This is a genomic window from Desulfomonilia bacterium (genome assembly GCA_036567785.1).
Taxonomy (GTDB): Bacteria; Desulfobacterota; Desulfomonilia; order UBA1062; family UBA1062; genus DATCTV01.
The window spans coordinates 104,062-126,836 of sequence record DATCTV010000004.1 but is presented as its reverse complement, the minus strand read 5'-3'; the positions used below and the strand labels follow the sequence as shown (position 1 = coordinate 126,836).

At 47.6% G+C, this 22,775-nt stretch carries 23 protein-coding genes; 16 read left to right on the top strand and 7 right to left on the bottom strand.

The window, feature by feature from the left end:
- Positions 1-341: 341 nt before the first annotated feature.
- Together VIS94_01505 and VIS94_01500 are read left to right on the top strand one after the other, a co-directional pair.
- Entirely contained in the window at positions 342-1,481 is a 1,140-nt protein-coding gene (locus VIS94_01505) for a HEAT repeat domain-containing protein (GenBank protein HEY9159749.1), read from the top strand.
- 215 nt (positions 1,482-1,696) lie between these two features.
- Entirely contained in the window at positions 1,697-4,057 is a 2,361-nt protein-coding gene (locus tag VIS94_01500) for a neutral/alkaline non-lysosomal ceramidase N-terminal domain-containing protein (protein HEY9159748.1), read from the top strand.
- Between the two features lie 172 nt (positions 4,058-4,229).
- Here the strand turns inward: VIS94_01500 and VIS94_01495 are convergent, their stop codons facing one another.
- The 6 genes from VIS94_01495 to VIS94_01470 are packed head-to-tail and all read right to left on the bottom strand — an operon-like array spanning position 4,230 to position 10,258.
- A complete protein-coding gene (locus tag VIS94_01495; protein ID HEY9159747.1) occupies positions 4,230-5,534 on the bottom strand; it encodes a phenylacetate--CoA ligase in 1,305 nt (434 codons plus the stop codon).
- Positions 5,535-5,571: 37 nt separating this feature from the next.
- On the bottom strand, positions 5,572-6,309 hold the full coding sequence (locus VIS94_01490) for an ABC transporter ATP-binding protein (GenBank protein ID HEY9159746.1): 738 nt from the start codon (positions 6,307-6,309) through the stop codon (positions 5,572-5,574).
- Positions 6,296-7,066 carry an ABC transporter ATP-binding protein gene (locus VIS94_01485; protein HEY9159745.1) on the bottom strand — a complete coding sequence of 257 codons (771 nt, stop codon included), beginning with the start codon at positions 7,064-7,066 and terminating at the stop codon, positions 6,296-6,298. Before VIS94_01485 ends, VIS94_01490 begins: the two co-directional genes overlap by 14 nt.
- Positions 7,063-8,145 carry a branched-chain amino acid ABC transporter permease gene (locus tag VIS94_01480; protein ID HEY9159744.1) on the bottom strand — a complete coding sequence of 361 codons (1,083 nt, stop codon included), beginning with the start codon at positions 8,143-8,145 and terminating at the stop codon, positions 7,063-7,065. Before VIS94_01480 ends, VIS94_01485 begins: the two co-directional genes overlap by 4 nt.
- Positions 8,145-9,077, bottom strand: coding sequence for a branched-chain amino acid ABC transporter permease (locus VIS94_01475; protein HEY9159743.1), 933 nt, complete (start codon positions 9,075-9,077; stop codon positions 8,145-8,147). The genes VIS94_01480 and VIS94_01475 overlap by 1 nt, the downstream gene beginning before the upstream one ends.
- A gap of 14 nt (positions 9,078-9,091) precedes the next feature.
- A complete protein-coding gene (locus VIS94_01470; GenBank protein ID HEY9159742.1) occupies positions 9,092-10,258 on the bottom strand; it encodes an ABC transporter substrate-binding protein in 1,167 nt (388 codons plus the stop codon).
- Positions 10,259-10,464: 206 nt separating this feature from the next.
- Between VIS94_01470 and VIS94_01465 the strand changes: the two genes are divergently transcribed.
- The 6 genes from VIS94_01465 (at position 10,465) to VIS94_01440 (ending at position 16,314) form a co-directional block, all read left to right on the top strand.
- The gene (locus VIS94_01465) at positions 10,465-11,850 is read left to right on the top strand and encodes an MFS transporter (GenBank protein ID HEY9159741.1); all 1,386 of its coding nucleotides are present in this window, start codon (positions 10,465-10,467) and stop codon (positions 11,848-11,850) included.
- Positions 11,851-11,861: 11 nt separating this feature from the next.
- Complete coding sequence (locus VIS94_01460) at positions 11,862-13,112, top strand: ATP-binding protein (GenBank protein HEY9159740.1); 1,251 nt, start codon at positions 11,862-11,864, stop codon at positions 13,110-13,112.
- 1 nt (position 13,113) lies between these two features.
- Complete coding sequence (locus VIS94_01455) at positions 13,114-14,439, top strand: sigma-54 dependent transcriptional regulator (GenBank protein ID HEY9159739.1); 1,326 nt, start codon at positions 13,114-13,116, stop codon at positions 14,437-14,439.
- Between the two features lie 177 nt (positions 14,440-14,616).
- Positions 14,617-14,928: a hypothetical protein gene (locus tag VIS94_01450; GenBank protein HEY9159738.1), complete on the top strand. Its 312-nt coding sequence runs from the start codon at positions 14,617-14,619 to the stop codon at positions 14,926-14,928.
- Positions 14,906-15,472: a hypothetical protein gene (locus tag VIS94_01445; GenBank protein HEY9159737.1), complete on the top strand. Its 567-nt coding sequence runs from the start codon at positions 14,906-14,908 to the stop codon at positions 15,470-15,472. Before VIS94_01450 ends, VIS94_01445 begins: the two co-directional genes overlap by 23 nt.
- Before the next feature lie 23 nt (positions 15,473-15,495).
- Positions 15,496-16,314, top strand: a complete 819-nt coding sequence (locus tag VIS94_01440) for a hypothetical protein (GenBank protein ID HEY9159736.1) — start codon at positions 15,496-15,498, stop codon at positions 16,312-16,314.
- A gap of 18 nt (positions 16,315-16,332) precedes the next feature.
- On the opposite strand, the gene VIS94_01435 is transcribed toward VIS94_01440, so the two are convergent.
- On the bottom strand, positions 16,333-16,710 hold the full coding sequence (locus VIS94_01435) for a transcriptional repressor (protein ID HEY9159735.1): 378 nt from the start codon (positions 16,708-16,710) through the stop codon (positions 16,333-16,335).
- Between the two features lie 114 nt (positions 16,711-16,824).
- Between VIS94_01435 and VIS94_01430 the strand changes: the two genes are divergently transcribed.
- From VIS94_01430 to VIS94_01395, 8 genes are all read left to right on the top strand, one after another.
- The gene (locus VIS94_01430; protein HEY9159734.1) at positions 16,825-17,778 is read left to right on the top strand and encodes a metal ABC transporter substrate-binding protein; all 954 of its coding nucleotides are present in this window, start codon (positions 16,825-16,827) and stop codon (positions 17,776-17,778) included.
- A 1-nt stretch (position 17,779) separates the two neighbouring features.
- On the top strand, positions 17,780-18,586 hold the full coding sequence (locus VIS94_01425) for a metal ABC transporter ATP-binding protein (GenBank protein HEY9159733.1): 807 nt from the start codon (positions 17,780-17,782) through the stop codon (positions 18,584-18,586).
- Positions 18,579-19,439 (top strand): metal ABC transporter permease, encoded by an 861-nt coding sequence (locus VIS94_01420; protein ID HEY9159732.1) that lies wholly within the window; start codon positions 18,579-18,581, stop codon positions 19,437-19,439. The genes VIS94_01425 and VIS94_01420 overlap by 8 nt, the downstream gene beginning before the upstream one ends.
- Positions 19,440-19,508: 69 nt before the next feature.
- A complete protein-coding gene (locus VIS94_01415) occupies positions 19,509-19,796 on the top strand; it encodes a PqqD family peptide modification chaperone (protein ID HEY9159731.1) in 288 nt (95 codons plus the stop codon).
- A gap of 148 nt (positions 19,797-19,944) precedes the next feature.
- The gene (locus VIS94_01410) at positions 19,945-20,160 is read left to right on the top strand and encodes a hypothetical protein (GenBank protein HEY9159730.1); all 216 of its coding nucleotides are present in this window, start codon (positions 19,945-19,947) and stop codon (positions 20,158-20,160) included.
- Positions 20,160-20,423, top strand: a complete 264-nt coding sequence (locus VIS94_01405) for a PqqD family protein (GenBank protein HEY9159729.1) — start codon at positions 20,160-20,162, stop codon at positions 20,421-20,423. Before VIS94_01410 ends, VIS94_01405 begins: the two co-directional genes overlap by 1 nt.
- A complete protein-coding gene (locus VIS94_01400; protein ID HEY9159728.1) occupies positions 20,410-21,516 on the top strand; it encodes a radical SAM protein in 1,107 nt (368 codons plus the stop codon). Before VIS94_01405 ends, VIS94_01400 begins: the two co-directional genes overlap by 14 nt.
- 2 nt (positions 21,517-21,518) lie before the next feature.
- A complete protein-coding gene (locus VIS94_01395; protein HEY9159727.1) occupies positions 21,519-22,679 on the top strand; it encodes a radical SAM protein in 1,161 nt (386 codons plus the stop codon).
- Positions 22,680-22,775 lie beyond the last annotated feature (96 nt).

Sequence of the window (22,775 nt, the reverse complement as noted above, 5' to 3'; positions counted from 1 at the left end):
CTAATAACAGGTGACACTTCCTGTAAGCTCAGACAGATCTTTTTTGAAAAAGGCGAATTTAGAATTGAATAAAGACCCCTGCACAACTCCTCTACAATTCATGAATAATTGCTGACATGGCAGAGTTTTTATTTAAGAAAATGATTTTTGATGACAAGTTTCCTCAATCAAAAAACTTGGGAAGTTGTGCAGGGTCTTTATTTTTTAGCTCGATACGGTCGTACGGATAAAGTTTTTGAAAGTGTTTTGACATTCATGTTCGATATGCCTATTTATTTTAGACAAAGGGTTTTTTAGAGCAGAACCAAAATGAAAAATCAGAAAAGGCAAGGAGTAATAAAATGAAACGAATACTGTATATTACAGCCGTGACGATATTCATATCGGTTGCTTTATATGTGCCTGCATCCGCCGCGGAGACCAAGGATGTCTTGAAAGATATAGATAAGATGGCCTCTCTCGGTGAAAAGGCGGAGTCGTCTCTTGTCAAATCCGTAGTGGGTCAAGCCGAAAAAAATCCGAATGAAATATCGGCAGCCATCATCCGCAAGCTCAAGGACAAGGACCTGCCTGAAGTTCAACTGGCGGTTTATATATGGGTTCTGGGAATGACAAAGGACCCTGATGCGGTTGATGCCGTAATCGACGTTTATAAGAAGACTCAATCCAGTCAGGTTCAGGGGAATTGCCTTGGCGCACTGGCAAATATCGGAGGGAATAAATCAGGCGATTTTCTTCTCTCAACCCTTGAATCAACCAAGGATGTTGAAATGCGCTACAACATTCTGAACCTGCTCGGCCAGATGCAATATGAGAAGGCATTGCCGCAGACCGTGGAGATATTGAAGCTGGATATAAAGAACTATTACTGGCTTAACATGCTGGTATTCGGAAAGATGGGCGATAAATCGGTTTCGTTCCTCATAGAGAAGATAAATGATCCTGACCGAAACATCCGGGCCAATGCAATAAATGTTCTGGGACAATTGCTTATATCTACCGAAGCTGCACAGCCGATGTTCGAGCATTACTGGAAAGAAACGGATACGGGAATAAGCGGGATGATACTTGGCTCACTTACTTCAACTGTTCCGGATTTTTCCGTTATGACGAAATATTTTAAAGAGGTCACGGCCAGGGAGAAGAACAATGATCTTCTGAATCTGGCCCGGAATACCCTGGATAACATGAAAAATATGAAAGCGGACGTCGAATCGTTTATGAAAAAGAAGAAGGTCTCTGCAGAGGCCTTCAGAAAAGAATACGATAATATCTATAAGTCAGCCGGGAAAGAAGGTGACTACGAGGTTCTGGCCGCTTCAAGCACAGTTAAGAACGAACCCGAACTCAAACGTTTGCGTGAGAGGATACTCCAGAGGAATTCGGAAGATGCCTTTTTTGATTACAGAAAGATCAATGTGATAATAATTGATAACAGGCTGGGAGAAAATATGGAGGGCCGGAATGGCGTCAAGCCGTAAAAAAGCCCGGTCTGCTGTTTATACAAAAATATTAATCCGATTTGACAGATACTCACGGGAGAATAATACCTTGTCATGCACAACGTTATGTCAAGCCAAATTCGGGGAGTTGTGACCTCTTGTTTTTTCTCTTCTTTTCCTTTATTTTATAGTTGATTTTAATAGCGTTGATGGCTGATCACGCTCATCCGTTCGTGAGGAGGTAAGAAGTGGCAATGAGGACTATCCTTAAATCCGGACCTGTAATCTCGCTTATCCTGTTTTTACTTTTATCAGGCTGTTCTTCAGGCGGCAGTGATAATCCTGTTAGTCCGGCAGGCCAGGCTGAAGATTCGTCCGGACAGGATGTTCCGGATATCCTGTACGCAGGTGTGGGCAAGGCAGATGTAACAGGGCCGCCGGCCATGGCGCAGTTCATGGGAATGGCCGAACCTTCGCAGAAGGGCGAAGGACTGCTTTCCCGTACTTACGCCAGGGCATTTGTCTTCAGGCAGGGCGATAAGAAGATGGCCTATGTTACATCCGATGTCTGCATGATTTTTCAGGGTGTCAAGCAGGAAGTAGTCAGGTCATTGAAGGACGAAGGATGGTCTGATGATAACATCATGCTCCAGGGAACGCACACCCATGCGGCGCCAGGCGGTGCTTCACTGTCTCCCATGTATAATCTGGGCGGCGGAGGATTTAATAAAATTAATTTCGATGTGCAGGTCAGCGGCATCGTCAAGGCCATACGGTTAGCGGAAGCATCCCTGCAGCCGGCGGATTTGAGAATCAATGAGGACAATCTGTTCCAGTGCGGATGGAATCGTTCGCCTCGGGCCTACATTAATAATCCGCTGACCGAACTCAAGCATTACGGTCGTGTTTCCGACATCACTTCCATAGATAATGAGGCCGGCTTCAGCAACCTGGAAAATCTTGATCCTGAAGACAGGGAACACCTTGAAAACGGTCTTTCCACAGGTTACGTTAACGGTGTTGACTGGAACAACACCAACAAACGCATGACCCTACTGAAAATCGGCGAAAACGCCATGGTAAACTGGTTTGCGCTGCACCCGACATCTCTCGGTACCAATTTCCGGTTTGTTTCCGGCGACAGCAAGGGATATGCCGAATCCCTGTGGGAGCGGCGCTTTCCTTACATGACCGGTGCCTTCGCCCAGGCGAATTGCGGAGACGTCTCCGGAAACATCATGTACGGCCCCCCCAGCAAGACTGGAATATACGACTGGCAGCATACCAAGGAGCTTGGCAAAAGACAGTTTGACAAGGCGCTTGAGCTCTACTTGAATGCTAACGGAGGCGAACATAAACTTAGTCCTGTCATAGATTACCGTCATGTCTTTGTTGACATGTCCTGCGTTGCAAGCGAAGACCCTAAAAATCCCTGGCAAACCTCCAAGGCGGCCATGGGCGGTCCTATTACGGCAGGCAGCACCGAAGATTCCGGGTCGCCTGCTCCTCTTTTCAGAGAAGGTATTACTGTTGACGATCTGAGTCCCGACGGTATAGCCAGCCTCACCGAACGCTTCTTTGCCCTTCTGGCCCCAAACCTGTTTGGTTTGATCTCCCCCGGTACTTTAGGTTCTCTTACTGACGAATATAAAGCCAGCCAATATCCGAAGGTGATTCTTCTGGCCACTGGATTCATCCAGGTATCATCAAAGGACGGTGATACTGGAAAAGACATAAAAATTCCGTTTTGTTCCAATATTCTTCCTGTCCAGCTTTTCAGGATAGGGGAGCTGATAATATGTGCCATGCCTGTTGAGGTGACTACAATGGCCGGACGGCGTATCGAGAACACGATAAAGCTGATTTTCAACGGTGATCGAAATGGTGACGGCTGGGCTGACGAGGAGGGGCCGGTCAGATATGTAGTCGTTGCACAATGCACCAATGACTATGCAGGTTATGTCACGACATTAGAGGAGTACCAGAAGCAGTATTATGAAGGCGCTTCCACTCAATTCGGTCCGAATGAACTGAAGGCCTTCCAGCAGACGGTTGCAAAACTGGCCTTATCAATGAAGAATAACTCCCGGATGGACAAGACCGGCGAACCCGTTCCCCCATTCCCGGATAAAACAGCCATGGCGGAGTCTTCGACATCAACACTCAATTGGCCTCTTTTTGACTGGCAGAGCACGCAGAATCCGTTCGGAGGCATTGTCAAGGGTCCATATTTCGAGAAGGAACCAGACGGGGTCCGCTATCTCAAGCTCAGGATATGGGGTGCTTTCCCCAACCGCAATCTTATGACAGACGGGACTTACATGACAGTCAGAACGCCGGCCAATGATGTTTACAGACTGGCCCCCAAAGATTTCCTCTATACTGACGACGACCCTGAAACACGTTTCCAGTGGGAGAAGGCTGGCTTCAACCAGTCCATAATCACGCTATGGTTTGACATGACAGACCAGCCTGAAACCGGAACATATGAATTTACATATGAATCCGAGGCCAGAACCATATTGAATGAAGTATTTCCGATCAAAAAGAAATACAGATTCAGAATCGAAGACGTGGGAACTCCGGATATTACGGTCAAAATCATGGATTTCTGAGAGGTGATAAAGGCTGATATGAATTGGAGGGCATAAGGAAAGCACCTGACGGGATAGAATTAAATAAGGGGGGATTCGCCGCAGGACTATCTGAACCTCTAGTTGAACCACTGATAGTGTCAGTCTCGCGTATTTTTAATACGTGAATACATTTTCAGACATTAAAGGACAATTAAAGTGGCTTCTCCGTCTGGGTTTTATCCCTCCTGTCGATCACCTTTACGCCGGGAATCTCGCCCAATGATTTCTTTTCGACAAGTCTGACCTTTGTCGATATGCCGATTGAAGATGCGATCTTATCCTTTATTTCTTCGATAAGCGCCTGATGCTTTTTGATTTCATCAAAGAAGCTGCTTTCAGAGACCTCGACATTGATCTTCATTTCATCAAGCGAGCCCTTCCTTTCAATGATTATCTGATAATTGGGTTCGGTTCCTTCAACTTCGGAAAGCACTGCGCCTACCTGCGACGGGAAAACATTGACGCCCTTTATTATGAGCATGTCGTCGGTCCGTCCCATGATGCGCGCCATCCTTTGCATAGTCCGGCCGCATTTGCATTGGCCCGGAATCAGCATTGAAATGTCGCGGGTTCTGTACCTTATTACAGGGAATGCCTCCTTGGTGAGCGTCGTAATCACCACTTCTCCTGCTTCACCCGGTTTTACCGGGGCAAGTGTAACGGGATCGACGATTTCGACAAGGAAATGGTCCTCCTGTATGTGAAGACCATCCTTTTCCAGACATTCGCAGGCTACACCCGGTCCGATCACTTCGCTCAGCCCGTAGTTGTCCGTTGCAGTGATATGGAGCTTTTCCTCGATTTCCTTTCTTATGGTCTCTGACCAGGGTTCTCCTCCGAAAAGACCGTATTTGAGCGACAGGTTGCCGAGACCTGTCCCGGACTTGTGAATAGTATCGGCGATATGCATGGCATAGCCCGGTGTGCAGACAAGTGCCGTGGTTCTGAAGTCCTTCATGATCTTTATCTGGCGCGCAGTATTGCCGGTTGATATCGGAATGACTGAAGCGCCTATCTTCTCGGCACCGTAGTGCATTCCGAAGCCGCCGGTGAGCAGGCTGTAGCCATAGGCGATCTGTACGACGTCATCCTTTGTCACGCCGCCAGCAGTGAGCAGCCTGGCAACGAGGTTAGACCATGTCTTTATGTCGTTCTTCGTATAGCCTACAACAGCCGACATGTCGGAAGACGCGTGAATCCTGACGACCTCGCGCAGCGGCACTGCAAACATGCCGTAAGGGTAATTGTCCGATATATCCTCTTTCGTCGTGAAGGGAAGGTTCTTCAGATCATCAAGGTTTTTAAAGTCATCCGGGTCTATCTTCAACTCGTCGAACTTTTTCCTGTAGAACGGGACATGCATGTAAACCCTGGACAATATAGCCTGAAGCTGTTCGAGCTGTAACTGCTTTAATTCTTCCCGGTCCATCTGTTCCTGTTGAGGTTCAAAATACATATCGGCCTCCCGGTAATGATATTTGCGGGTTCATACCTTATATCCTTACTTCCGAATCCAGGTCCCTGCCGAGGTACGCCCTCTGGACATCTTTGTTGGACAGGAGTTCCTGCGCCTTTTCTTCCAGCATTATCCTGCCGGTTTCGAGCACATAGCCCCTGTCGGCTATGGACAGGGCCATCTTTGCATTCTGTTCGACAAGAAGCACCGTGTTGCCTTCGTCTTTGAGCAGTCGTATTATCGAAAAAATATCCTTTACTATCAGGGGGGCAAGTCCCATGGAAGGCTCGTCCATCATGATAAGCTTGGGTCTTGCCATAAGGGCCCTTCCTATGGCCAGCATCTGCTGCTCTCCACCAGAAAGAGTACCCGCAAGCTGCTTTTCGCGTTCGAGAAGCCTTGGGAAGAGTGTGTATATGCGCTTCAGATCATCATCGACTTCTTTGCCTTTTTTTCTCCTGTACTGAGGGTATGCCCCGAGCAGAAGGTTTTCCCTGACTGTCATGGGCGCGAATACCTGCCTTCCTTCAGGTACGAGCGAGCATCCCATCATGACGACCTTTTCAGGCGGGAGCTTCGAGATATCGCAGTTCTCAAAAAGGATTTCGCCTGATGAGGCTTTTATAAGCCCTGCGATTGTCTTCAAAAGGGTCGTTTTTCCGGCCCCGTTGGCGCCTATTATGGTTACGATTTCCCCCTCTGAGACGTGAATGGACAAGCGCCTCAGCACTTTGAGCCCGGAATAGCCTGATTCCATGTTCCTAAGCCTGAGCATCGTCCTCCCCCAGGTATATCCTGATGACTTCGGGATTCTTCTGTATCGCCAGAGGTATGTCGTCCGCGATTTTCCGGCCGTAGCTGAGCACCAGTATCTCATCCGAGATGTTCATTACAAGACTCATGTCATGCTCTACGATAAGAACTGTAACGCCCGTATCCCTGATCTTCATGATAAGCTTTGCCATTTCGGAGGTTTCCCTCATGTTGAGCCCTGCGGCGGGCTCATCCAGAAGAAGCAGTTCAGGCTCGCATGCCAGCGCCCGGCCCAGTTCGACTATGCGCTGCTGGCCGTATGCAAGACTTGCTGCATTGGTATCGGCATGTTCCTCGATACCGAGGAAATTCATTATCTCAAGGGATTTTTTTCTTATTGATTTTTCCTCTCTTCCCGTAGAGGGAAGGCCCAGCATAGATGATACAAAACCCGACCTGCTGTGAGTATGCCTGCCGACCATGATGTTTTCTATGGCAGTCATTCCGGAAAAGAGCCTGATATGCTGGAATGTGCGCGCTATTCCAAGACCTGCCACGATGTAGGGTTGAGCGTGATGGATTTCTTGACCTTTGAACGTAATTCTGCCGGAATCGGGCGGGATCATGCCGGTAAGAAGGTTGAAAAGCGTTGTCTTGCCTGCACCGTTCGGGCCGATAAGGGCTTTGATCATACCATTACTGATGGAAAAACTGACATCATCCACGGCCTGCAGGCCGCCGAAGCGTTTATTGAGGTTGGTTACTTCGAGAAGGCTCATTCTGTATTCACCTTTTTCCATGCGAGACGTTTCAGCTTAAACCAGATGCCGGTGAAAAGGTCTTTGTTCAAAAGGCCATCTGGAGCGAAGAGCATTATAATGATAAGGATCGCCCCGAAAACCGCGTCGTCAAACGAGCCGAGATAACCTCTCAGCGACAGGAAATTAAGCAGCACTCCCATGAACAATGCACCCCACAGGTTTGCCATGCCGCCGATGGCTACAATCGCGACATATCTGACCGACTTCATGATGGAAGCCTCAGACGGTCCGATGCCCCCATTGAAATGAGTGAGGAATACGCCGCCGAGAGATGCGAGCGCAGCACTGAGTATGAATATTTTCAGCTTGTACTGTGCGGTGTTTACGCCCATGGCGTTGGATGCATCCTCGGCCGCGTGTATTGAACGTAACGCCCGGCCGACCCTTGAATGGATAAGGTTTGTAAGCAGGATCATGCTAACTATTACAAGACCCCATGCTATATAATAATTCTCTATGCGTATGGACGACTTCCCGCTTACCTCAAGACCCGGGAAAAGGCTGAATCCCGGGATGTCGGAAAGCCCGTCCGCTGCTCCCAGAAAGGTGGTTGCAAGTACGATCTTGTATATTATCGTTCCGAAGCCGAGCGTTGCCATTGCAAGGTAGTGTCCTTTGAGTTTGAGCACCGGCCGGCCTATTATCCAGGCGATAAGGACGCTCAGAATGACCGCGGCAATGCAGGCCGCCCACGGAGTCACTGTGAGTATGTCCATCTCATAGAGGTCTTTACGAAGCGTGAGCACCCCGACATTTTCAAGCAGCGAGATCAAAGGTTTCGATCTGTAGGGCAGCATGTTGAATGTCGTGAGTAAGGCGGAAGTGTAGCCTCCTATTGCAAAGAAACCCGCATGCCCAAGCGATATCTGGCCGGTATATCCCATCAGAAGGGTAAGTCCTATAATAACCATGGAATAATAGCCCGTCATGGTAAGCTGGGTCAGATAAGGCGTTTTGCCAGTGAAAGTAATCATCAGCTGCACGGCTATGACTATGAAGGCCAGAAGGCCGATCTGAAAATTCTTGTTTCTCAGCATCAGAACTCCTTCAGGCGTGAGGTCTCGGCGTTTCCGAACAGGCCTGAAGGCCTCACGAAAAGAATCAGAAGGAGCAGGGTGATGGCTATGACGTCCTTGTACGCCGTGGGCATAATCCATATTGAAAACGATTCCATAATGCCCAGAATCATGCCGGCGGCTATTGCAGACGTGCTGTTTCCAAGTCCTCCGAGAATCGCTACCGTGAAACCCTTGATGGCCAGGCTGGTGCCGCTGTCATACTGGACATAGGTAATCGGGCACACGACGCATCCTGCAAGTGCTCCGATGCCCGCGCTCAATATGAAGGAAAGGCTCACCATGTTTTTTGCATTGATTCCGCAAAGCCTTGCTGCATTGCTGTTTGATGCGCAGGCCCTCATCTGTTTGCCTGCAAGCGTGTAGTTGAAAAAGAAGCTCAGAATCAGAACCATTATCCCTGAGACCCCAATTACCCACAGGATCTGTGGTGAGACAAGCACGTCCCCGATTGATATTGTGGTGACGGCAGTGCCTGTAAAATAGGGCAGAGACCTGACGCCGGCCCCCCATATGTGAAGGGCTGTCTCCCTTATCAGAATAGAGAGGCCGATCGTTATTATCGTAAGTCTCAGAACAGCGGGATTCTTGAGCCAGCGTATGAAAAGGGTTTCGATGAGTGCGCCGACAGCCATCGTAATGATGACTGCGCAGATTATTGCGGCAGGCAGGGGCATGTATTCATTAAGCGTAACGGCCGTCATTGCTCCCAGCATTACAAATTCGCCCTGCGCGAAATTAATTATTCCCGTTGCGTTGTAGATGATGTTAAAGCCGATGGCGACGATTGCGTAAATCGTTCCGTAGGTAATCCCTGCTATTATATACTGGAAAAAGGTTTCTATACCCATGCCGTTGATTAGGTAAAGGGATGAGGCATCAACAGGCCTCATCCCGGGATTTCATGCTATTTCTTTTTTACCGGGGTATCCGGCAGAGGGACGAATTTGCCGTTCTTTACCGTAAGCATTACGAAGGAATCCATGTTAAGGCCGTTGTGATCAGCAGGCGAGAAGTTGAAAATGCCAGCCGTTCCTACAAGACCTTTCATGTTTTCTATTTCGTTGCGGAGCTTCTCATTGTCTGTTCCGGCCTTTTTGATCCCCTCGACAAGTATTGCAAAGGCATCGTATGCATGGCCTCCGAATGTGCTGGCTTCTTCCTTGTAAAGGGCCTCATAGCTCTTCTTGTACTTTAAAAGTACGGGTTTCTGCTTGTTGGTATTCGGGAGGATATCGGCAATCAGGAGCCTGCCTGCCGGAAAGATCACTCCGTCTGCAGCGGGCCCGGCAGCCTTGACATAATTTATGTTGCCGAAACCGTGGCTCTGAAAGATCGGGAAGTCAGGCCCGAGCGCCTGTCTTGCATTCTTTATCACTATTGACTGCGCAGGCTCAATCGACCAGTTGACAATGGCCTGGGCCCCGGCTGTCTTGACTTTTGTAATGACTGCAGACAGGTCGGTCGCTTCCTTGTCATAGACCTCGTTTGCGACAATATTGATTCCATACTGAGGGGCTATGGTTTCAAGCTGCTGCTTGCCGGCATTGCCGAATCCGGTATTGCTTGACAGGACTGCTATCTCTTTTATTCCCATTTTGTTCATCTGGTAGAAAATCTTCATGGCTGCGAATCTGTCGTTCTGCGGCGTCTTGAATATGTATTTCTTTACCGGAACAACAATCGCTTCAGCCGCTGCACAGGACAACAGTATGGTTTTGCCGTCATCTGCAATGCCTTTTATTTTCATTGACTCACCGCTGGTTGAGGGACCGATTATTGCAATGACCTTGTCTTCATCTATGAGCTGCTTTGCGAAAGAAATCGCCTTTTCTGGGCTTGCCGCCGAATCCTTGATTATGAGCTGTATCTTGCGGCCGTTTATGCCACCTTTCTTGTTGATGTCGGCGGTAAGCATTTCAAGTGTGTTGGCCTCCGGTTTTCCGAGGTTGGCCGCAGGTCCGGTGACTCCCAGGATCGCGCCTATCTTGATGGGTTCGTTATTTGCCGCAGTTACCGGTACCGCAATCAGTGAGCATAAAAGAAAAGCTGTCAGAAATCTTAAACCTTTCATAATACTACCTCCCCAGTTTTTTGAAATTATTTTATCTGTTCATGCCTTTGATCAGGCCAGTTATTCATACATTTGCATTAGCCTCTGGTCAACACTTATGAAAGGGTAATCATGATTTTCACGAGGAACAGAGCAATTGAATTCATGACATTTCTGGCATACTATACTTAACATATGATCTGTTTGATTTTTAGAAGGGGGCATGCATGAAACCCGGATTTGTTGTTCCGTTATGGGAAAAGTTTGCATACGGCATGGGTGATTTCGGGATCAATGTCGTATTCACCGCTGTAAGCTTTTATCTATTATATTTCGTCATCAACGTAACAGGAGTGCCGGCCGGGCTTGCAGGCAGCATCTTTCTGGCAGTCAACATCTATAACGCCGTACTGAACTTTATTGTCGGGATGATCTCCGACAAGACTGAGACAAGATTCGGCAGGAGAAGGCCTTTCATACTCTTCGGCTGCATTCCGGCCTCGATCCTGTTTGTACTTTTATGGGTTGTCCCGTTCAGCGGCCATGTGTCCAACATCATATATTTTTCCGTCGTATATGTTCTTTATGTCACCATTTATACTTTCGTTGCCCTGCCGTACAATTCGCTGATGCCGGAGCTTTCGCAGAACTATGACGAGCGAACCACCATATCGGGGATAAGGATGGGGCTCACATTTGTGGGTAATCTTGTTGGCGCCGCAGGGGTCGCCCTTATTGTTGACGAAATATACAGGGGGCACGAGTTCTATAAACAGAGTTATCCAGTCATGGGCGTGATCGGTGGAGCGGTTTTTCTTGTATCTCTGCTGATAACATTTTTCTTCACAAAGGAAAGGGTGAAATCTGAAGCGGAAATCACCGGCGGCATGTTCAGTATTATAGGTTCCATCATGAAGCTCAGGGAATCGAGGATCGCCATTACCATGTTCATAATGAACCTCCTTGGATTCAATCTCATACAGTGCCTTTTCCTCTTCTATCTTAAGGACGTTCTGAAAATGCCCGAAAGCATGACCTACATTCTTCTGGGCCTGCCCCTGATCACTGCGGTTCTCGCCGCTCCTCTCTGGGTATATATCGGAGAGAAAAAGGGTAAAAAAACAGCATTTTTCATGGCAATGGCCTACATGGTCATTGTGATGTTGAGCGCCATTTTTCTGCCGCCGTCGAACATCGCTGCCGCAGGCATTCTGTGCGGACTTGCCGGCATAGGCATTTCGGCCACCCAGGTGATACCGTTTTCCATGATGCCCGACGTCATCGAATTTGACGAACTCTCAAACGGCGTCAGGAGGGAAGGGGCCTTTTACGGTGTCACATTCTCGCTGCTGACTATCCTTACCGGTATTGTGATATGGGTTGCATCCATGCTGATGGGAATATTCGGCTATGTGGAAAACAGCACGCTTCCCCAGCCTCAGGCCGCGCTTGACTGCATAAGGATTATGATCGGCATCGGTCCCGGGATATTTTTCATAATATCCGGTGTTTTCGTAAAGCTCCTGCCTATCACAAAGGAAAGCCATGAAGAGGTGAGGAGATTATTGCAGGAGAAGAAAAAAAATAAATCCGCGGAAATAAAGAGCAATTAAACCGTTAGAGAATGAAAAAGCACACACCAATTATAATGAGAGCGGCGCTTTTTGCATTTCTCTGCGTATTTACGGCTGCCATAATCATTACAACATCGGGCAATATGAGAACAGTCAGGGTTCTGGCATGGCGATCCCTTGAAAACTCCGCCCTTGCCATATCCACTGCTGCGGAAAGCACGCTTATCATGAAGGATATGACCCCCGGTGAAGAGTTCCGTAACATCCTTTCCGATCGTGTTGTCGCATATGCATTTATTGCGGATTCCGGCGGTAAAATTCTTTTTCATACCAATCCGAGCTTGAAAGGTTCAGTCATGAAAGGTGTTCTTCCTCAAAATCATGAAAAACCGTCAGGCAGGAGGATCGTTCTGGGTACCGGAATCGGGGCTTATGAATATGTATTTCCACTTAAGACATCAGGAAATGAAAGCAGCTATCTTGTCCTTGTCATGAACACGGCCGAGACCGAGAATATAATATCCAATGCGGGAAGGATATGGTGGACGGCTGGTGTTGTAATTCTGCTTTTGTGGATTTCGGGCATATTGTTCGAGAGGATGGCATCCCGCTATATCAGGCTGGAATCAGAGATGCAGAGGCAGAGGGAACTGGGCATGATAGGGCAGATGAGCTCTGTTCTTGCTCATGAAATAAGAAATGCGCTCGGAGGTCTTAAGGGATATGCACAGTGGATCGATGAAAAGACAAGTGATTCGGATGAGAGGAAACAGGCGCTGGGTTTCATAATAGAAGGTTCGGACCGGATCGGCGCACTGGTAAATGAGATGCTGCTTTTTTCCAGAGATGAAACCTACAGGTTAGAGAAAATAAATCTTTATGAGCTGGCAACCGACAGTGTCAACGAGGTGCTTTCATCATTCGCCGGGATCAAGAATGTTATAATAGATAACGATATTTATGTAACTGCCGACGGTGAAAAGCTAAGAAGGGTATTACTGAACGGCCTGATAAATGCGATGGAATCGATTCCGGATAAAGGTGAAATATCGGTCTCGGCAAGCCTGAAAGGCGAGACAGTTGAAATAAGGATTGAAGACAATGGTAAAGGCCTTGGGGAAGAAGGGCTTGCAAAGGTTTTCACTCCGTTTTTTACAACAAAGACGAACGGAACAGGTTTGGGGCTTGCCTATGCTCAAAAGGTGATCAGTGGGATGGGAGGGAAGATATCTCTTAAAAACAGGTCCGGTGCAAAAGGCGCAGTTCTAGCTATGGAAATGCCCGGCGGAAAGGGGAAGTGATTTGGCTAAGTCAATACTCGTAGTCGATGATGACATGACAATGAGGTCATTTATCAGTCTTGTTCTTAAAGAACAGGGTTATGACGTCAATCAAGCCGAAAACGGAAGCAAAGCACTTGAAATGATAAAATCCGATTCGTATGAGCTTGTAATAACCGACCTTAAAATGCCTGATATGAACGGAATCGACCTGATGAAGGCTGGCAGAAATCTGAGGAGTGACATGAGGTGGATAATCATCACTGCCTACGGCTCTATCAACAATGCAGTAGAGGCTATGAAACTGGGTGCATCTGATTATCTGTCCAAGCCCTTTTCCAGCCCTGATGAACTGAGACATGTCGTAGGCAGGGTATTAAAGGATGCGGAATCGGAACAGAGGATAAGCATTCTTGCAGAGGAAATCGGCAGAAACATCCCCCCGTTCGACAAGATTTTTCTTGGTAGCAATATGTCTGAAATTAAAAAACTTGTAACAGAGGTGGCTTCTACGACAGCTACAGTCCTCATTACAGGGCAATCGGGTACAGGCAAGGAGATGATCGCCAAGGCCATCCACCAGATGAGCCCAAGGAAATCAAAACCTTTTATTGCCGTTCACTGCGCGGCATTGTCCGAAAATCTGCTTGAAAGCGAACTGTTCGGCCATGAGAAAGGCGCCTTTACAGGAGCATTGAATATAAGAAAAGGGCGCTTTGAACTTGCGGATACAGGGACACTGTTCCTCGATGAAATCGGCGAAATATCGCCGTCCGTCCAGGTGAAACTCTTAAGGGTGATTCAGGAAAGGTCTTTTGAACGTGTCGGCGGGCACAGGCTCATATCGGTGGATGTAAGGATTATCGCTTCTACAAACAGGGACCTCAAAAAAGAAACGGATGCAGGCCGTTTCAGGCAAGACCTGTTTTACAGGCTGAATGTTTTTCCGATAAAGCTTCCTTCCCTTTCGGAAAGGGGAGAAGCGATACTGCCTCTTGCCGAATATTTCCTTGCTAGATATTCCACTGAATTCGGAAAGAAGACGACCCGCTTTACTGACGAGGCAAGGAATCTTCTGGTTTCGTATCACTGGCCCGGGAACATAAGGGAGCTCCAGAATGTTATTGAACGTGCTGTTATTCTTGCTGAAAATGAGATTGATGCAATGCATCTTAAACTGGATGCCGAAGTATCTTCCGGCCATCAGGAAAAATATCTCAAGTCAGTTGAAAAGGATACGATTGTAAAAATCCTTTCGGAAACCGGAGGCAACCGTAAAAAAGCGGCTGACAGACTTGGAATATCATTGAGAACGCTTCAGTACAGGATAAAGGAATATGGATTATGAAAGGAAGATGTGCAGGATTTGCACTTGCCATACAGACTTTGCATGCAAAAACCTGGTCCGGATTTGTTCAGAAATAAAAAAATAAAATAATAACAATATGATACGTGCTGATTCATACCTGGCACAGGGCTTGCTCCTGTATGATTGAAAACAAAAAAATCTTCAGGAGGAAGCTTAATGAAAAAGATGTTAATTGCAACACTGGTAGCGGCATTTATCGGCGGAACGGCACTTGTGGCGGACGATGCATTGGCTGGACAAGGTAAAGGCGGGTACGGCAAAGGATCAGGCATCTGCAAACAGACAACATCCACCCAGAAGACGGGTGTGAAGCTGAGACTCAGGGATGGGTCCTGTTTGAAAAGTACTGATGCAGCAAAGTCAAATCAGGCTAAGAGAGGTAATACCTATGGACCGGGTGACGGTACAGGCAATAACCAGACGGGACCTAAAGACGGCACCGGGTATGGTACGAAAAACATTAAATAACTATCAGGATACGCTTGGCGGCAGGGCATTTCATGTCCTGTCCGTCATTGTCCTTTTTATGCTCATGCTTGCATCATCAGCTGTCTATGCGAATGATGAGAACAAGGTTTTAGAAAAAAGCGGGATAGTGTATCCGGGCGGTTTTGATATGAACACCCTTGGAGAAATTAAAGGTAGAGTGGCGGGGTTGATTGTACCGCAGACAGGGCCGGTCACCTTCGGTCTGAAAGCGGAAAAGGATACTTACATGGTTATCGCATCACCGGCATGGTACTGGCGGCAGACAGGACTGAGCATGTCTGAAGGCGATAACGTGACGGTTAGAGGGTCCAAATCACTTGGCAGGGACAGCAATCTTTATATTATTGCCCAGGATATAAAAATTGAAGCCACAGGACAGATAATCACGCTTCGCAATAATGAAGGCAAACCGGTATGGTCGAATGCATCTCGAATGTCCGGTTCAGGCAGCAGGGGAAGCACAATGCAGCATGGTGCCGGAAAGGCAAGTGTTTCAGGCGGCCAGAGGAAACACGGGAAGTGAGAGCGATATGAAAGGAAAGTTAAATGCACATAAAAATAAAGAAAATATATTTAATAATATTGATCCTGCATCCGGTTTGTTTTGCCAGTCTTCATGCAGAAAACTTCGAGATTTACATTCGTCCCGGGTATGATTCAAATGTGACGAGGTCTGTAGATGACCCGACAGGGGACGGTTACTTGAACGGCAATATCTCATGGAACAGACAGTCCGATATCGAAAAAACATTCGACTGGACCTTGAGAGGTGTTCTCGATACAACCGCCTATTTTAAAACTGCCGAACAGGACTATATCTCAGCCATGATATCTCCCGGTCTCACATATACTTATGATGAGCGTTTTCAGATAAACATCTCGCCTATGATCGAAGCATCTGCAGTAAAGGATACGGAACAGTCGGAGATTTCATTGGGCGCAGCGCTTTATTTTTCTCAGCAGATGACATCCATGTTCTATGCAGGCGAATATGCAAGCTATGTGGACAGCAGGGCGAAGGATGATATCTATTCACAAGACGAAATTTCATTTGGTGCATACTTCGGAGTCAACATCACTGAAAAACTTTTTACCGAATTAGGCTATGAATATTCTTATGGTACCTCCTATCAGACTTCTTCCATTCCTGCTGGCAAAGGCAAGGGCAAAGGTAAATATTCAACGGTTATGAAATATGATGTCTATCAGGAAAACGTCAATGAACATAAATTAAGTCTTAATGCCGGACTTGATCTTACAGACAAGGTCTTTTCGATCGCAGGATATACATTTACTTACACTGACGGGGATATAGGCATCAGCCGCTCCAATGATATTTCAGTGGGCATCGGGTACAGATTCTGAGCGGACGAGTCGATCTGGTCAGCGCCTGTTGCAGTCTGCGCAGATGCCCGAGAGGTAAACCTCATGGTCCTGAAGCACAAATCCGGGTGGCGAGATGCCCGTCTTTTTTAAAGGACACCCATCAAGCTGGTAAACCCTGTCGCATTTGTGGCAGTGAAAATGGTGGTGATGGCTTTTTTCCTTCATTTCATAGAGGTTGCCAAGCGCCGGGTGAGAGACGACCTTGAGCCATTCCGAATCTATGAGAATCTTAAGGTTTCTGTAAACGGTTGCCAGATTGAGCGTTTTTATGCTCTTTTTTCCTTCGGACAGGATTTCCTGAACACTCAAGGGGGTCGGGCTTGAGGATATGATCTCTTCAAGCAGTTTTCTCTGGGTTGTGTTTCTTTTATACATCCTTAAGCCTTTCAGAATCTTATTGCGAAATGAATTGCATTAACGATTGACATGCTGATTGTTATTAATCATAATGCAAATGAATTTGCAATAAGCGATTTTCGGAGGCCGAGCATGCTTGTGAGTATCGGAAGGAAATGTATCTTTTCTGTCCTGGTATCCTTTTTCATTCTTGTTATTGCCGGAGGAGCATTTGCCTCCGGGGAAAAGGTTAATGTCCTCTGCACGACATTTCCCATATATCAGATAACCAGGAATGTGGTTAAGGGAAGCAGTGGCATGAACGTAGAACTGATGCTGCCGTCAAATCTGGGCTGTCCTCATGACTATTCGCTGACGCCGGGGGACATGCAGAAGATAGCAAAAGCGGATGTACTCGTTATAAACGGTCTGGGTATGGAAGAATTCCTTGGTGCTCCGGTAAAAAGGGCGAGCAGCCGCCTTCTAATCATTGACAGTTCGGCAGGTATCAGGAACCTGCTTGAATACACTGAAGAGGACCACGATATGAAAGGGCATCACGAAGAAAAAGTCCATCTTCACGAAGGTCTTAATCCGCACCTGTTTGCCAGTCCTCATATGTATGGACTGCTTGCAGTCAACATCGCCCGGGGGCTTTCAAAGGCCGATCCGAAAGGAGCCGGAATCTACGGCAGAAATGCAACAGAGTATAAACTGAAGATGGACCGCCTGGCAGACGAATTTACTTCTCTGGTTAAAAAGCTCAAAAACAGGAATATCGTCACACAGCACGGGGCGTTTGATTACCTTGCCCGTGATACGGGGCTCAGAATAGTCGCCGTTCTTCAGTCGCATCCCGGCATGGAGCCATCGGCATCGGAGATGATTTCGATAATCGGAAAGATCAGAAAATACAGGGCAGGGGCAATCTACTATGAGCCTCAGTTCTCTTCAAGGACACCAGAGGCTATATCGAAAGAGACCGGCATTCCGGCAGCAATACTCGATCCGTGTGCCACGGGTCCTGATAACGCAGGTCTTGATTATTATGAAAGGGTTATGAGAAGAAATATCGTAACGATACAAAGGACACTGGGAAGCATATAGGATGGAAAAGGGATATCCACAGGGCAGGTCAGCCATTGAATTAAGCGCCTTGAGCGTAAGAATGGGAGAGGTTTCCATTCTCGACGACATCAATGCCCATGTCCCGAAAGGAGAGTGTACGGCCATTATCGGTCCGAACGGGGCAGGTAAGACGACGCTCCTTCTGGCGCTCCTTGGTGAGATAAAATATTCAGGAAATATCCGCTTCAACTCAGACAACCATCCTGAAGAGATCAGGATAGGATATGTCCCGCAGAGGTTCAGCTTTGACAGGGGTATCCCTTTGACTGTCGTCGAATTCCTGTCGATGGGCGTCCAGAAAAAACCTTTCTGGCTTGGAATAAATCGCAGGATGAGAGAATCCGCTGCCGAACTGCTTTATTACGTCAAGGCGGAGCATCTTTTGAAAAGAAGGCTGGGGGCGCTTTCGGGCGGTGAGATGCAGAGGGTTCTTCTTGCCCTGGCTATCCAGAGGGAACCCGAGATACTTATTCTTGATGAACCGGATGCAGGCGTAGATGTGCAGGGAGGTCAGGTTTTCTGTCATCTTCTCGAGCACCTCAGGATGAAAAAGGGTTTTACCCAGCTCATGGTAAGCCATGACCTCGGAATGGTAGCCTATCATGCAAGCCATGTAATATGCCTCAATAGAAAGGTTGTTGCGGAAGGTCCGCCAAGAGACATTTTCAATAAGGACATTCTTCTTGAAATATTCGGCCCGCATACGGGTGCGTTGACCTTCAAACCCGTCAAGGAAGGCTGTATCGAATGCGATGAAAAAAATGGCAGAGAGGTTCCTGATGCCTGACCTGTCTGCCATATACGGCATTGTCCCCGTCATTCTGCCCTTCGAATGCATGGAGGCGAGATTCATGCAGCAGGCATTCATAGGGCTTTTGCTTCTGGCTCCCGTGGCTGCAGTCATGGGCATACAGGTCGTAAATTTCAGGATGGCGTTCTTTACCGATGCAATCAGCCATTCGGCGTTTGCAGGTGTTGCAATCGGACTTATAGCCTCGCTCAATCCTTATCTTACAATGGTTGGTTTCGCCGTTCTTGTTGGCATTGCAATAACGGCGCTTCAGCGGAAGAGTTCCCTTTCCATGGATACCGTTGTCGGCGTTATTTTCTCGGCTGTTGTCGCCTTCGGAATCGCAATAGTCAGCCGGGATCGAAGCATTGCACGCGACATGCAGCTGTTTCTGTACGGCGATATACTTACAATAAGCACGGCCGACATAGTCATGCTTGCTGTACTTGCACTTGTAATTCTTGTATTTATCGGTCTGGGATATAACCGCATGTTTTATATCGGTCTCAATCATTCACTTGCCAGGGCGCACCGGATAAAAGTTGCCCTTTATCAGTACATGTATGCGGCGCTGCTTTCGGTTGTTGTCATCTTTTCGGTAAGGGCAGTGGGGGTGCTGCTCGTAACGGCCCTTCTCATTGTGCCTGCTGCGGCGGCAAGAAATCTGTCTCGTACCGCCGGGGCCATGTTCTGGTGGTCGATACTTATAAGTGTGACATCTGCGGCTGCAGGACTTGTAATTTCCGCGCAGGAATGGGCATATACCGCAACCGGGGCCACCATAATTCTGGCAGCCTTCATATGGTTTGTCATAAGCTCCTTTATCACTTATATGCGCGGCGAATCATGAATAAAACGAATCCGTGACGAACGGACTTTTTTGTTTTACAGACAGCACATAATCTTATAGATTAATAAAATGCCTGACTATGAATATATCCCTTATCCGAACCCTGATGTTATCTATCAGGATGAAAATGACGGCTGGGCCGTGCTGGTCAATATGGACACCGGCAATTCGCTTGCCGTCAACAATACCGGGAAATTCATATGGAAAGCGGCGGATGGCAGGAAAAACGTGGGACAGATAATCAGCCAGATAAAAGAGACCTTTTCCGGCGTGCCTGAGAATATCGATAAGGATGTTGCCGAACTTGTCGAAAACCTCAGGAAAAACGGCTTTTTCGGATACAGGGTGAAATGCTGATGCCTGTAAAAAATACTCATGGGATAACTCTTAGGAGAATAATCCATTGAATAATATGAATGTTCGACCAAGAAGGTTGACTTTTTTCACTTTTGAGTATCGAAATATAAAATATTCATAACAATTGAATGAAAGTAAGGAGATTATGATGTCAAAAGACAAAAAGAACGCAGATAATTCAAAGCCGGTTTACGAAGCACCTAGGGTGATGAAGCTGGATGGTACTCGTAATTCCATTGGGGATTGTGAGGGGACAGGTTCGGGTGATTTTCAGGATTGCAGCGCTAATGGTACAGGTGCCGGTGACGGATGTTATGATGGACCAGCTGCAACAAATAATTGTGAGGCTGGAACCGCACATTGATGTTTAAGTCTAACCCTGGCGTCTCATTCCGTGACGAGGGAGAGGATGGTGCGGTACTCTACAATCCGGATGTTGATTCAGGTATTATAATAAACGCGACGGGTGTGCTTGTCTGGGGCTTTATTGAACAGCCCCGGACGCTCGATGAAATAGCAGCCTTCCTTGTAAAAAGCTTCAGCGGCGTCGAACTTGAAAAAGCTAAAGCCGATGCTGAAAATTTCATGAATATGCTGGGAGAAAACTTCATTAATGAAATCCCATGAGGGCTATCCCGGGATATCATCCGCCCCCCGGGAACTCGACATATGTCTTACCGGAAAATGCAACCTTAAATGCCGATATTGCTTTTATGCCGAGAGCATGGAAAAGGCTCAGGACCTTCCTGCTGCTGACTGGCTGGCTCTTTTCAGGGAGGCCGGCAGTATAGGGGTGCAGAAGGTCTGCCTGAGCGGCGGTGAGGTGTTTGTCAGGAAAGACCTGTTCGAAATCATCGACAGCGTCATAGAGAACAGGATGCGGTACAAGATTCTTTCCAACGGCACGCTCATTGATGAAAAGACCATAAGCGAATTTTCAAAAGGCAAACGAAGGCCGAGGCTTGATTCCATACAGATATCGATTGACGGCTCAAAAGCTGAGATCCATGATAAGAGCAGGCCTCCAGAAAGCTTCGAAAGGGCGATAACTGCACTCAGGCTTCTTAAGAGCAACGGCTTTCCGGTCACTGTAAGGGTTACAATAAACCGTCATAATGTTGATGATCTCGAAAATATCGCTGCCCTGCTCATAGATGACATCGGTCTGTCCGGATTCAGCACGAACGAGGCCGACTATATGGGAAGCGCGCGCTGTAACGGTCAGGACATCATACTGACAGTGGATGAGAGAAAAAGAGCAATGGCCGCACTTATCGGTATAAGCGAGAAATATGGAGGAAAGATAGCCTCACAGGCCGGTCCTCTGACAAGAGCCAGAATGATGGCGGAAATAACTGAAAGATTGAAAAGAGGCGAGACTTCGATGAAGGGCAGGGGAACGCTCTGCTCCTGCGGCGGCGTGTTCAATAAAATGGCAGTCCTTCACAACGGCACATATGTTCCGTGCAATATGCTGCCTGAACTGGTCATGGGAAGGATGGGTGAAGTTTCGCTCAGGGACGTCTGGCTGGCTCATCCGAATATAAATATTGTAAGAGAGCGCCGGCGCATTCCCATAACCGAAGTCGAAGAATGCCGTGGCTGTGAATATGCGGGCTTCTGCACGGGCGGCTGCCCCGGAACCGTGATGTCCAAGACCGGCGTGTTAAACGCCATAGATCCGCTTGTATGCTATAAGAAATATCTTCAAGAGGTTTGAGAATGAGTGATCTGTGTGACTGCAGCGAAGTGGATATTCCAAACAACCGGGCCGGTCTGGACCTGCCCGAAGGAATACCCGCTTTGCGTTCGTTTTATCTTTACATATCCGACACCTGTAACTTGAGGTGCAGGCATTGCTGGATAACTCCAACATTTGCAGGAGGCAAGCCATCTCCTGACGAAGTGGTGGATATTGATCTTTTAAAGCAGGCCGTAAGAGAAGCCAGGCCTCTCGGCCTGAACAAGGCCAAGCTCACAGGCGGTGAGCCGATGATACATCCCGGGTTCAAGGAAATTGCATTGATGCTTTCCGAAGAGGGTTTAAGTCTTAACATGGAAACCAACGGTACCCTGATAGATGAGGATATGGCCTGGTTCCTGAAGGAGGAGACAAATATAGGTTTTGTCTCGATAAGTCTTGATAGCATCCATGAGGGCTCTCATGACAAATTCAGAGGTGTAAAAGGGGCGTACAAGGCAGCACTCAAAGGCCTCAAGCATCTCGTCGATGCGGGCTATAAGAACGTTCAGATAATCATGTCACCACACAGGGATAATGTGAAAGAGGTGAAAGATCTCGTGCAGATGGCTGCGTCTCTCGGCGCGGGTTCGGTCAAGCTCAATCCTGTTACCAATAACGGCCGCGGAGCTCTCATGCACAAGAGAAACGAGACGCTTACGCTGAAGGAAATACTGGAACTGTCGGATTTTGTGAGGGGGCCTCTGAAAGAGATATGCCGCATACCCGTGATAATTAATATCCCGCTTTCTTTAAGGCCTGTCAAAGAGCTTGTTTCAAACGCCAATGCAGGTGATTGCGGGGTGGATCATATACTCGGAATCCTTGGTTCGGGAGCGATTGCACTGTGCGGAATCGGCAGGACAATGCCCGAACTCGTTTATGGCAGGCTCGGAGAAGATTCGATAAGGGACATATGGCTCAATCATCCAGCGATTGTAAGGCTCAGAAAGGATCTCATGGATTTCTCGAATTATCCGGAACTGTGCCGTAACTGCATATTCATGCGCAAATGCCGCACAGGCTGCCTTGTTCAGAACTATTCAAACTTCGGAAAACTCATCTGGCCGCATGCGATGTGCCTTGATGCCCATGAAGAAGGACGGTTCCCTCAGTCGAGGAAAAAGAAGGCGCTAAGTTAAGAAATTCAGTATGCAATTAATTCGAAAGATATGAATCCCATACTCAGGCTTACAGATTCGATTAGATACACAATTGCCGCGGCGGATTATGAATCG